This window comes from Paraburkholderia fungorum (assembly GCF_003610895.1).
Classification (GTDB): domain Bacteria; phylum Pseudomonadota; class Gammaproteobacteria; order Burkholderiales; family Burkholderiaceae; genus Paraburkholderia; species Paraburkholderia fungorum_B.
The window spans coordinates 37,256-50,007 of sequence record NZ_MCAS01000023.1; the positions used below are offsets into that span (position 1 = coordinate 37,256).

The 12,752-nt window shown below is 65.4% G+C and carries 6 protein-coding genes; 3 read left to right on the top strand and 3 right to left on the bottom strand.

Translation table 11 applies throughout. From position 1 onward, the window contains the following. Positions 1 to 9 precede the first annotated feature (9 nt). Complete coding sequence (locus tag BCY88_RS21000; protein ID WP_120346109.1) at positions 10 to 4,221, bottom strand: YhdP family protein; 4,212 nt, start codon at positions 4,219 to 4,221, stop codon at positions 10 to 12. Positions 4,222 to 4,418: 197 nt separating this feature from the next. On the opposite strand from BCY88_RS21000, the gene glnE reads away from it, so the two are divergent. Then, positions 4,419 to 7,211: a bifunctional [glutamate--ammonia ligase]-adenylyl-L-tyrosine phosphorylase/[glutamate--ammonia-ligase] adenylyltransferase gene (glnE, locus tag BCY88_RS21005; protein ID WP_120346110.1), complete on the top strand. Its 2,793-nt coding sequence runs from the start codon at positions 4,419 to 4,421 to the stop codon at positions 7,209 to 7,211. Positions 7,212 to 7,392: 181 nt separating this feature from the next. On the opposite strand, the gene recN is transcribed toward glnE, so the two are convergent. Further along, positions 7,393 to 9,060, bottom strand: coding sequence for a DNA repair protein RecN (recN, locus tag BCY88_RS21010; protein WP_120346111.1), 1,668 nt, complete (start codon positions 9,058 to 9,060; stop codon positions 7,393 to 7,395). 157 nt (positions 9,061 to 9,217) lie between these two features. Continuing rightward, complete coding sequence (locus BCY88_RS21015) at positions 9,218 to 10,120, bottom strand: NAD kinase (RefSeq protein ID WP_120346112.1); 903 nt, start codon at positions 10,118 to 10,120, stop codon at positions 9,218 to 9,220. A 354-nt stretch (positions 10,121 to 10,474) separates the two neighbouring features. Between BCY88_RS21015 and hrcA the strand changes: the two genes are divergently transcribed. Both hrcA and hemH read left to right on the top strand, forming a co-directional pair. Next, the gene (gene hrcA / locus BCY88_RS21020; protein ID WP_120346113.1) at positions 10,475 to 11,494 is read left to right on the top strand and encodes a heat-inducible transcriptional repressor HrcA; all 1,020 of its coding nucleotides are present in this window, start codon (positions 10,475 to 10,477) and stop codon (positions 11,492 to 11,494) included. A gap of 185 nt (positions 11,495 to 11,679) precedes the next feature. Then, positions 11,680 to 12,750 (top strand): ferrochelatase, encoded by a 1,071-nt coding sequence (gene hemH / locus BCY88_RS21025; protein ID WP_120346114.1) that lies wholly within the window; start codon positions 11,680 to 11,682, stop codon positions 12,748 to 12,750. Positions 12,751 to 12,752: the final 2 nt, after the last annotated feature.

Consider the following 12,752-nt stretch of genomic DNA (forward strand, 5'->3'; position numbering starts at 1 on the left):
GGATCGGGCTTAGTGCGCGCCCACGGTCGAAGCCGGAGCGTCCATCTTACCGCGATCGCTCTTCACCCGCTCGACGTGCGGTTTCGACCACGAACCGGTGATCGCGTACTCACGCGCAAACGCCGTGGAGACCGATTTGCTGAACGCCAGATCGGCCACCAGCGCGCCCAGCCCGAGGAGCGGATTGATCACGGTCGCGGCGATCACGGCGGCGCCGGCGCTGACGGTCGGTACGATCTGCACGTGCAGATCCTGGGTTTCCTGCGCCAGATCGACCGAACCTTTCATTTCAGCGCGGGCCGGCGCCGTCACCATCTCGAAGTTCTCGGTGCGGCCAATGCCATTGTGGATCTCACCCGTGCCGGTGACGTGATCGAACGGCAGCCCTTCACCGATCACGTCGCGGAAATTGAGCGTGGCGAAGCGCTCGAGGCTTTGCAGGCTGAGCACGCCCAGCAATTTCGCGACACCCGGGTCGACCTTGAGAATCTGCCCGTGGCGCAGATCGACGGCCAGATTGCCGTTGAGCGTGGGGTAGTCAATCGTGGTCGGGCCGCCGCGCCACACCACCTTGCCCGACAGCGTGCCGTTGCCGGCCTTGAGCGTGTGCGGCTGGCCAAAGCGCTCCAGCAACGCGCCGGCGTCCTTGATGTCGAGCTTGAAATCAAACACGGTGCGGCGTGGCGTGGCTTCGTCGGCGGTGTTGCCAAGGCCCGTCGACGTGCGCCAGTTGGCGGTGGCGCTTAGCGTGGCGGCGGGGTTGGTGATGTCGAGCTTGTCGAGTTGCCAGACCGGCACGCCGTCTTCCTCGAAGTTGTGCGCGTCGACCTCCAGCCGGCCCACGTCGCGATCGCGCACGATCAACTCGTTGACCACCAGATCGATCGACGGCATGTTCTGGGCCGGCGCCGAAATGGCCTGACCGAGCAGATCCTTGTCGGTGGCGGACGGAATCACCAAACGGGCAAAGCGCGCCTGCAGCGTGCCAGGCGAGCCCTTATTGACGCCCGGCAGCCAGGAAACGTGACCGGACACCTGGTTCGACGCGATGTTGGCCTGCCATTTGCCGTCCGCATGCGACGCACCGACGATCACGCTGTCCCAGTGCCGCTTGAGCAGCGTCAGCGTGCCGATATGCAGCGCGAAGCGGTTCGGCAGGAATTGCGTGAGGGCCGGGTTCGGCGCTGCCGCGGCGGCAGGCGCGGCAGGCACGGGACTCGGCGCGTCCTTGTTGCGCATCTGCGTGAGAAGCGCGCGCCAGGCGTCGGCATCGAACGCTTCGAGGTCGACGGTGGCGATCACGCCATCGGACGGCAGGTCGGCGGGCTTGTTGACGCCGATCGCGCCGCTTACGACCGTCGGCGCTGTCTTCGACCCGGTTTGAGGCGCGTAGCGCAACAAATAGGTGGCGGCGATCGGGCCGAAGGTGAGGTCGGCGCGCTCCAGACCGGCTTCGCTCGCTTCGGTGGACGGCTTGACCGCGAAGCGCAGCGGCATTGGCGTGCCGACCGGTTTGTCGAACGGTGCGGGGAAGTCGAGCGCAAGGCCGGTCAGATCGGAGTTCGCCGTGACCTCCGGCAAACGCCCCTTGGCGCCGCGCACATTGAGCGCGTAGGGCGCACTGCCGCTCATGCGCGTCAGCACCTCGGCGGCCGGGCCATGCAGATTCAGGCCGCGCGCGGCGTCGACGGCGATGTGGCCGCCGAGGGCGAGCGCATAGGTGCCGTCCTGCTTCAGGCCGCCATCGGCGTGTACGTCGCCGCCGAGGAAGCGGCCTGAGAGCCGGTCGAGCTGCGCCGTATGTTCGGTGAAGCGCACCTTGCCGTTCAGTTGCGAAAGCGGCGGCACGTTATCGACAGTCAGGCGATTGTTCTGAAAGCCCACCGCGCCTTCCACGCCGATGTGCGGCTTCGGCGTGCGCGGCACGGTCAGTTTGAGCGCAAGCGCGGCGGGGCCCTCGGCACGCACTTTATCGGTCGCATGTTTGGACATGATGCCGAGCGAGCTCTCGTTCACATAGTCGAGCATGTCGGCGAGCGGCCCGCGGCCGTTGCCGGTGATGACGAGATCCGACGCCTTGGTCCCGAGATCGTCGATCTTGCCGTTCACCTTGTTCAGAGCGACCTGCTTGTAATGGGCGCGGTCGATGTCGAAGCGCAGCAGGTTCTGCTTGAGTTCAAACACGCCGTCGATACCGTCCAGCGGCGGCCATACGTTCGGCGTGCCGTTTTTCATCTTGCGCGGCGGGTACGGCGAAGGGTCGAACTTGCCGCCCTTGAACGGCGCAACGATATGGAAGATCCCGGCTTCCGGCGCGCGGGAGTAGGGGAATTTGGTCAGGTCGCCGTGGATTTCGATCGTCGCGCCGCGCGATGTGCCGGCTTGCAGCCCGTGGCCCAGGTAGATACGCAGCTTTTCGCTGATGCTGGTCGGCAGATAGCGGACGATGCGCGTGACCTGCGCGCGCTGGAAGTCGGCCTTCAGGTCGAGCGAGCCGCGCCCGTGGCCGGGGTTGCTGTAGTTGGCCGTGGCGGTGGCGTCCGCGTCCGCGTTCGAGATGCCGAAGTCGGCCAGCTTGACGGTGAAGGCAGGGTGATTTTCGCCCGGTGCCTTCGGCGTGATGGTCCAGTCTGCCCGGCCATGCAGACGGTCGAGTTTCAGGCGCGGGTCGTCGAACACGCCCGGCAGCGTAATCGCGACGTTGGAGGTGTCGAGCGTCGCGGTGCCGTGTTTTTCGTCGGCGTCGACGCTGCCCCACAGGTTTTCGATGCCGGGAATGCCCGCGCGCGGGTGATTCAGCGCGGTGAGCCCCGGCGGCGGTTCCTGCGCCGCGAAGCTGATGCCTTGCAGGTCGCCCTTGAAACGATAGCGCTCGATCGGTTCGGCGCCGCTTGGCAGGCGGTCGCCGCCTGCTTCGCCCGATTCCGGTTTGCCGCGTTCCACTTCGATCACATAGTTCGCCACCATGCCGCGCGGATTGAAGCGCACCAGACTGTTCAGCAGAGGGCGCGGCAACGGCAGCGCACGGCTGAACTCGGCGAGGATGCCCAGGTCGACGCGGTCGCCGCTGAAGCTGACGAGTTGCCCATGCTGCAGCGAGGCGGTCCGGAAGCGGCCGTTCAGCGTGGTTAGCGCGAGGGTGCGGGTGAGCGGTGTGCCGTCGTCGAGCGGCGGCTGGCCGAGCTCGGCGTGCAAGTTATTCAGTTGCAGCGTGTAATCGCCCTGGTTGACCGCGACGCGCCACGAGAAGTTGGCGATCGGCACATCCAGCCTGGGCTGGGTCGGGCGCACCCGCATCGAAACATTCGTGCCGGCCAGCTGCCCGCTGGCCGACGTCATGCGGCCATCGGCAAAGTCGCCCCAGATCGCATTGTCGATGCGGCCGGCGAACGTCTCGATCGGGAAATTGATGTAGCGCGCGAGGGTCGGCAGATCGACCGGGCCGGTCGACATGTAAACCTGGCCGGCCCAATTGACCGGCTTGCCGATCGCGGAGAGGCGGGCGTGTCTGAAATGCGTACGGAAGTCGATCGGCCCGTGCAGGACCTGGCCGTCGGCGGGCGCCTGCAATGCGAGCCGGTGGTCGTAGCCGTCGTTGAGAATCGCGATCCGGATGTCGCGCAGGGCGAGTTCCGGCGCGTCGTGCTCGGCATCGCGCCAGCGCAGCACGCCGCCGCGCACCACGATCGCCTGTTGGCGCAGGAGCCACGTGGACAAGGTGTCGTTGCCGCTGTGCCGGGTCGGCACCGGCACACCCGCCACCGAGATCACGCCGTCGCCGTTGCGCGACACCAACACGTCGGGCTGATCGACGATCAGGCTGGACAGCGCCGGGTGGAACTGCCAGAGCGATTTCCACGAGAGCGTGGCGGTGGCGTGCGGAATGGTCAGCGCCGCTTTGCCGTCGGCGTCGCGGATGACGATGTCGGTGACGTCGAGGCCCGGCTGAAAACCGCTCCAATGCGGCGCCAGCTTGCCGATCGTGAACTGCGTGTGGAGTTTCCCGGAGACCGTGGCTTCGATGCGCGGGCGGAACGAGTCGACGCGCGGCAGCAGCACGTAACGCAGGCCGAGAAAGAGACTCGCCGCGATGAAGTACAGCACGAGTGCCAGCGCGAGGACCACGTGAAGGGTCCGACGCAGCACGATGTGGTCGCTTCCGCTCACAGGCCGGACCTGCCCGGTTTCGTGCGGGTCGGCGGATTCGTTTCGCTCGGACATGCTGCAGCGGGTGGGCGTATGGTAGTTTTGCGAATTAACGACGAAATGTAACACACGGGAAAGCGTCGGCGGACCTCCGGCAAACCCTTTCTACATGCCGTCTCGCGAGCTGCGCGAGGCTGCCTGGCTCCACGTGGACCCGTGTGCTACAGCGAACTGAACCACGCTGATAAAGCAACGAGCGAGCCAGACCCTTGATGACCGACGCTACTCTCCTGAGTTCCAGCTATTCACATTACGCGGCGCGCGCCGCGGCGGCTCGTCCGCAAATCGTGGCGCAGGTGGCGGCGCTCGCGTCCGCGCCCCTCACGCGCGAACGGATCGACGCGCGCTTTGACGCGCTGTGCGCCGAGGCGGCCGGCACGGGCGGCGGCCCGTTGAGCGAGGATGCACTCAAACGGGCTTTGCGCCAGTTGCGTACCGAAGTATTTTGCGCCGTGATGGAGCGGGATCTCGCGGGCGAGGCGGATGTCGCCGAAGTCACCGGCGCGATGACCGATCTGGCGGAAACGACGATCCAGCGCGCCCTGGCGGTCGTGTCCGCCGAGCTCGAAGCGCTTTACGGCGAACCGCGTGGACCGCAGGGCGAGCGGCTCGCGCTCGGCGTGGTCGGGATGGGCAAACTGGGCGGGCGTGAGCTGAACGTGTCGTCGGATATCGATCTGATCTTCATCTATGAAGAGGACGGTGAGACGGCGGGCGCTCAGCGCTCGCCGATCGCGACACAGGACTTTTTTACACGGCTGGGTAAGCGTCTGATCGGTGCATTGGCCGAGGTGACTGCCGACGGTTATGTGTTCCGGGTCGATATGCGCTTGCGGCCGAACGGCGATTCGGGGCCGCTCGTGTGCAGCCTGGGCATGCTCGAAGAATATTTTTACGTCCAGGGCCGGGAGTGGGAGCGTTATGCGTGGATCAAGGGCCGGCTCGTGTCCGAAGGCACGAGCGAAGCGGCCGTGCGGCTGCAGAAGCAGCTCGACGCGATCGTCACGCCGTTTGTCTATCGACGTTATCTCGACTTTGGCGTGATCAGCGCGATTCGCGCGTTGCATTTGCAGATTCGCCAGGAAGCGCAGCGGCGTGCCTCGATGCGGCCCGATAAGGCCGACGACATCAAGCTGGGGCGTGGCGGCATCCGCGAAATCGAATTCAGCGCGCAGGTGTTTCAGCTGATCCGGGGCGGCCAGGACGCCGGCTTCCGGGTGCGTCCAACGCTCGCTGTTTTGCGGCACGCGGCGACGCACGGGCTGATCGATACCTCGGTCTGCGTGAAGCTTTCACAGGCATATCGCTTCCTGCGCGAGCTCGAACACCGTCTGCAATACCGCAACGACGCGCAGACCCATGCGATGCCGGTCGATCCCGAGGAGCGTGCGGCACTCGCGCGCGCCATGGGCTGCGACGACTACGCCGCGCTGATGCTCAAGCTCGACGCGCATCGCGAATTCGTCGAACAGCAGTTCGACCAGATTTTCGCCGACAAGGTGAGTGGCCGCGACGGTTGCGGTGCACCGGAAGACGGCGCGGCGGCCTGGGTCTGGAGCAGCGCGCTCGCCGACGACAGCGCCGACGAAGCGCTGCGCGCGCGCCTGATCGAACTCGGTGTGCCCGAGCCAGGCGAGCTGTTGGCGCGCTTGCGCGCGGTGTGGCAGTCGTCGCGTTACGCGGGGCTCGCCGAGCGCAGCCGGCAACGCTTCGATATCGTCGCGCAGCGCGCGCTGGAAGCCGCGCGTACGCTGGAGCCGCCCGAACGGCGCGGCGATACGGTGGCGCGTCTGTTCGATCTGCTCGAAGCGGTGAGCCGGCGCGGCGCCTACCTCGCGCTGCTGACGGAGTATCCGCAGGCGTTGCACCGGGTGCTGTCGGTGCTGGGCGGTTCGCGCTGGGCCGCCGGTTATCTGATTCGTCACCCGCAATTGCTCGACGAACTGCTCGACGACGAGGCCATGGACAGTCCGTTCGACTGGCCTGAATTCAAGCGCACGCTGCGCTTGCGTCTGGCTGCGGCGGATGGCGTGGAGCAGCAGATGGACCTGCTGCGCCACGCGCACCAGGCCGAGGTGTTTCGCATTCTGTTGATCGATCTGGCAGGCAGGCTGAGTGTCGAGCATGTGAGCGACCGCCTGTCCGAACTCGCCGACGCCGTGCTCGACGTCACGCTCGAAGCGGTGTGGAAGCAATTGGCCAAACGCCACCGCGAGGCGCCGAAGTTCGCGGTGATTGCCTACGGCAAGCTGGGCGGCAAGGAATTGGGCTATGCGTCGGACCTCGACGTCATCTTTCTCTACGACGATCCGGACGATGCCGCCGCCGACGTCTACGCCACCTACACCCGCCGCCTCATCACCTGGCTGACGACGGCGACCGGCGCGGGTACCTTGTTCGATGTCGACTTGCGGTTGCGGCCGAACGGCGAGTCGGGTCTGCTCGTGACCGATCTGGACGCATTTCGCCGTTACCAACTGCGCGAAGGCGATGCCGCGAACACCGCATGGGTATGGGAGCATCAGGCTTTGACCCGCGCGCGCTACTGCGCGGGCGACGCCGAAATCGGCGCGAAATTCGAGCAGATCCGTGAACAGGTGCTGACCACGCCACGCGAAGCCGCGCCGCTCGCGAAGGAAATCGTCGAGATGCGCGAGCGCGTCGAGGCGGGGCATCCGAACCATACGGCGCTATTCGACCTGAAGCACGATCGTGGCGGCATGGTCGATATCGAATTCACCGTGCAGTACTGGGTCCTGTTGCACGCCGCGCGCGATCCCGAACTGATCCGCAATACCGGCAACATCGCGTTGCTGCGCGAAGTGTCGCGTTTTGGCTTGATGAGCGAAGCGGAAGCGGAGACGGTCGGCGCGGCTTATCGGACGTACCGGAAGCTGCAGCACAAGCTGCGACTGGATGGAATGGAGAAGGCACGAGTCGATCCCGCGCTGGTGGTGACGGAGCGAGAAGTGGTGCTGGGGCTTTGGAAGCGGGTGTTTGGCTGAAGCGGGAAGCAGGAGGCGTCGGGCCGGTGGCGCTGCCCGGATCGCTTTCGGCCGCGCCGGGGCGGATTCTTACCTCGAGTCGACGCGCGGGTAGGCGGGGCCGCAACGCCTCGTGCGCCACGCGCCGGCCTCGCCTCGGCCTGCATTTGCGCCAGGCCGTGCTTGTTTTTGGCCCGAACTTCTAGGCCGCCAGCATTTCCTTTGCGTGCTTGCGGGTTGTCGCGGTGATCTCCAGTCCGCCGAGCATTCGCGCAACTTCTTCGACGCGGCTCGCGCGGTCAAGTGAGGTCACGCTGCTGACCGTGCCGCCCTTGCCGTTGCCCGCCTTCGTCACCTGGAAGTGGTGGTCGCCCCGCGCGGCGACTTGCGGCAAGTGCGTGACGCACAGCACCTGACGCGCCTGTCCCAGTTGATGCAGCAGCCGTCCCACCACCTCGGCGACGCCGCCGCCGATTCCGGTATCCACTTCGTCGAAGATCAGGGTCGGTGTCGGACTCGCGGCGCTCGCGATGACCGCCAATGCGAGGCTGATCCGGGCCAGTTCGCCACCTGAGGCAACCTTTGCGAGCGGCCGCAGCGGCACGCCGGCATGACCGGCGACGCGGAATTCTATCTGCTCGAGCCCATGCGCGCCGCCTTCGGGCAGTGGCACCAGCGCCACTTCGAAGCTGCCGCCCTTCATTGACAGTTCCTGCATGCCGGTGGTCACGGCGGCGCCCAGGGCCTTGCCGGCCTTGGTGCGCGCCTTCGACAGCTTCTTTGCTTCGGCGAGGAAGGCTTCTTTGGCCTTGGCTTCAGCAGCATGCAGACTGTCGAGATCGGCTGCCGCGTCGAGCGCGGCGAGTTGCGCCCGGCGGGCCTCATGCTCTTGCGGCAGCGTCTCGGGCTGCAGGCGGAATTTGCGCGCGGCTGAGTGCAGCGCGTCCAGACGCTTTTCGACCTGGGCGAGCCGGTCGGGATCCAGATCGAGCTTCTGCGCGTAGTGACTGAGCGAATAGGCCGCTTCCTGCAACTGGATCTCGGCGGGCTCCAGCGCCGCCAGCACGTCGTTCAGCGCGGGGTCGATCTCGGCCAGGTCGCGCACCTTCGACACGATCGAGGCGAGGTGCGTGATCATCGCCTCGTCCGATTCGGACAGCGCGGCGAGTGCTCCCTGAACGCCGTCGATCAGATTGGCGGAATGCGACAGGCGCCGGTGCTCGGTGTTGACCTCTTCCCATTCGCCCGGTTGCGGCGAAAGTTTGTCCAGTTCGGTGAGTTGCCAGGCGAGCCGCTCGCGTTCCAGTTGCAGTTCGCGGTCGCGCGTTTGCGCATGCTCGACAGCCTGAACCTTCTCGCGCCACGACCGCCATGCGCGCGTGACGGTTGCCGCGGCTTCCGTGAGGCCGGCATGCGTGTCGAACAGTTCGCGTTGCGCGTCCGGGCGCATCAGCAATTGGTGTGCATGCTGGCCGTGAATATCCACCAGCATCTCGCCGACTTCGCGCAACTGCGTGAGCGTTGCCGCCGTGCCGTTGATGAACGCCCGCGTGCGGCCGTTCGCATCCACCACGCGGCGCAGCATCACCGTGCTGTGGTGAGCGTCCTCGGCGGTCGCGCCGAGCGCCTGCTTGTCGAGCCATTGCTCGACTTGCGCATGTGTGTCGAACTCCGCAGTGATGTCGGCGCGGCTCTCGCCGGTGCGCACCACGCTCGCGTCGGCGCGAGCGCCGAGCGCCAGGGCCAGCGCGTCGATCAGGATCGACTTGCCGGCGCCTGTTTCGCCCGAGAAAACGGTAAAGCCGCTGTCGAATTCGAGATCGAGCGCGGCGACGATGACGAAGTCGCGTATCGAGAGGTGGCGAAGCATGGAGGTCGTCTGGTGAGCTTGATATTCAGGGTTCGGCAGCGTGGTGTTCGCGTTCTGGCGGCCGGCGCTCCGGTGGCCGGCATTCCGGTGGCCAGTGCTCCGGAAGGCTGCAGCCTTCTGGCGGCCTGCCTTCCGGTGTTCCGGCGGTCCGGACCGCTCAGGGCTTGGTATCTTCTTCGTGCGACGGGTATTCGTTCCAGTGCAGCTTCTTGCGCAGCGTGGCGTAGTGGCTGTAGCCGACCGGGTGCAGAATCGGCACCGTATGACGCGAGCGGCGCACTTCGATCGTGTCGCCCAGTTCCAGCGAGGTGAACGACTGCATGTCGAAATTGACGTTCACTTCGCGGCCCGAGACGATCTGAATGCTCACCTTCGAGTCGTCCGGCAGCACGATGGGTCGGTTCGACAGCGCATGCGGCGCGATCGGCACCAGCACGATGCCTTGTAGTTGCGGGTGCAGGATCGGCCCCTGCGAGGACAGTGCGTAGGCGGTCGAGCCCGTAGGTGTGGCGACGATCAGGCCGTCCGAGCGCTGGTTGTACATGAAGCGGCCGTCCACCGACACGTGCAGCTCTGCCATCCCCGAGAAACCGCTGCGGTTGACCACCACGTCGTTGAAGGCAAGCGCGTGATAGATCGGCGTGCCGTCGCGCATGATGCGCGCTTCGAGCAGCGTACGCTCTTCGCGTTCGAAGTTGCCCGACAGCATCTGCGGCACGATCTCGCGCATGTCGGAGATCGGAATGTCGGTAATGAAGCCGAGGCGCCCGTGGTTGATGCCGATCAGCGGTGTGCGGTAGGGCGCAAGCTGGCGGCCAATGCCCAGCATCGTACCGTCGCCGCCCAGAATCACGGCAACGTCGGCACGCGCGCCGATCTCGGCGGGACGCAGCGCCGGATAGTCGGTGACGCCGATCTCGGCGGCGGTGTCGGCTTCGAAAACGACCTCGAAGCCGCGTTTCGCGATGCACGAGGCGAGCGCGGTCAGCGGCTCGCCAATGCCCGGCGTATTGTTGCGCCCGACGAGCGCGACGGTCTTGAACTGGCTAGTCACTTGCATGCCGGCATTACACCATAGGTAGGGCCTGAAAAGAACCGCAGACAGACCCGGTAGCAGGCCTGCGCAAGCGGGCTGCCAGCGCATTGAGGGATTATCGTTAGAATGGTGAAGCCTTGATGACATGCGCGCCAGTTATAGTGCGGCAGCCTGCCGCCGGCGGACTTGCAGGAATGATGGCCGGCCAGGCGCCGCGCTGGCACTTCGGCGACGCGTTGGCCAGGATGCTGGACACGCCGCCAGTCAAGGCGCAGCACGGAATACCAGGCGCTGTCCCGCCAACCGGCGGCGCGATAGTCAGGGGTTGGCGCCGTTAGCGCTCGCTGTAGTCGCGTCATTGAGCTAAAATTTTCCGTCATGCTAGATCCCCGCGCACAAACCCTCCTCAAAACGCTGATCGAGCGCTACATCGCCGAAGGTCAGCCGGTCGGCTCGCGCACGCTGTCACGCTATTCCGGTCTCGAACTGAGCCCGGCCACGATCCGCAACGTGATGTCCGATCTCGAGGACCTAGGGCTCGTGATCAGTCCGCATACGTCGGCAGGCCGGATTCCCACGCCGCGCGGCTACCGGTTGTTCGTCGATACCATGCTGACGGTGGAATCCGCCGCGGACGAAGAAGCGGTGATGCGCACCGTCAAAACCACGCTGCAGGCGGGCGAGCCGCAGAAAATCGTCGCCGCGGCGGCCAGCGTGCTGTCCAATCTGTCGCAGTTCGCCGGCGTGGTGCTCACGCCGCGCCGCAGCCATGTGTTCAAGCAGATCGAGTTCATGCGCCTGTCGGACAAGCGCATCCTGCTGATCATCGTGACACCCGAGGGCGACGTGCAGAACCGCATCATGGCCACCCAGCGCGACTTCTCGCCGTCGCAGCTGGTGGAAGCCTCCAATTACATCAACGCGCACTTCGCGGGCCTCTCGTTCGACGACGTGCGCCGACGTCTGCGTGAGGAAATCGACGAGTTGCGCGGCGACATGACCACGCTGATGCACGCCGCAGTCACGGCCAGCACGGACGAATCTGACACCGGCGAGACGGTGCTGATTTCCGGCGAGCGAAACCTGCTTGAGGTGGCCGACCTTTCGTCGGACATGGCGCGCTTGCGCAAGCTGTTCGATGTATTCGACCAAAAAACGAGTCTCCTTCAGTTGCTCGACGTGTCGAGTCATGCCGCGGGCGTGCAGATTTTCATCGGCGGCGAATCGAATCTGGTGCCGATCGAGGAAATGAGCGTGGTGACCGCGCCTTACGAGGTGAACGGCAAGATCGTCGGCACGCTCGGCGTGATCGGGCCGACCCGCATGGCCTATAACCGTGTGATTCCGATTGTCGACATCACCGCGCGGCTGCTCTCCCTCACGCTCAGTCAGCAGTAGCGGGCGCTAACTACCCGGTTTGAGCCGGCTGCGGCATCTCGTGCTGCAAATGATGCGCGGCGGCGCGTGGTTTGCCAATTGGCCGAATGGCCAGGGGTCCCTGGCGGACCCCGCGATAGACCGCGCCGCTATAATGAATTCCACCTGAACCGACTCTCCGCCCACAGCGGTTACCCCTGTTGCCTATGCGCTTTGACCTCGAGCGGCCTTCACAGAACGCCACGTCACACCGTGTTGCCGTGCTGCTGATCAATCTCGGCACGCCTGACGCGCCGACGCCGCGTGCGGTCCATCGCTATCTCGCGCAATTCCTGTCCGATCCTCGCGTGGTCGAAATTCCAGCGCTGCTCTGGCAAGTGATCTTGCGTTTGTTGATTTTGCCGTTCCGCAGCCGTGCGTCGGCGAAGAAGTACGCCGCCGTGTGGATGCCGGAAGGCTCGCCGCTGCGTGTCTACACGGAGAAACAGGTGGAGGGTCTGCGCCATCTGTTGCAACTGAACGACTACACGGTGCTGGTGGACTACGCCATGCGCTACGGCACGCCCGGCATTCCGGCCATGCTGAACCAGTTGAAGCTGGCTGGCGCCGAGCGCGTGCTGCTGGTGCCCATGTACCCGCAATACTCATCGTCCACCACAGCCACGGCTTTCGACGACGCCTTTTCCGCTCTCAAGCGCATGCGCAATCAGCCGGAAATCCGCACGGTGCGTCAATACGCGGATCATCCGGCGTATATCGCCGCGCTCGTTGCTCAGGTGCATCACTACTGGCATCAGCATGGCCGGCCGGATTTCGCGGCGGGAGACAAGCTGGTGCTGAGTTTTCATGGCGTGCCCAAGCGTACGATGGATCTCGGCGATCCGTACCACGAGCAATGCCAGCAGACCGGTGCCTTGTTGACGCAGGCGCTGGGGTTGACGCAGGTGGAGTGCCGCATTACGTTTCAGTCGCGCTTCGGCAAGGCCGAATGGCTGCAGCCGTACACCGCGCCCACCCTGAAGGAGTTGGGCGCGGCGGGCGTGCGGCGCGCCGACGTGTTCTGTCCGGGCTTCACCGCCGATTGCCTTGAAACGATTGAAGAAATTGGCATGGAAGTGCGCGATGAATTCCTGCATGCGGGCGGCAAGGAGTTTCATCGGATTCCCTGCGTCAACGCCTCGCAATCGTGGATCGCCGCGCTAGGCGAAATTGTTGCTCAGAATCTGCAGGGCTGGCCCGTGCAGGCAGTGCCCGTACCGCATACGACTGGAGCTTGAAC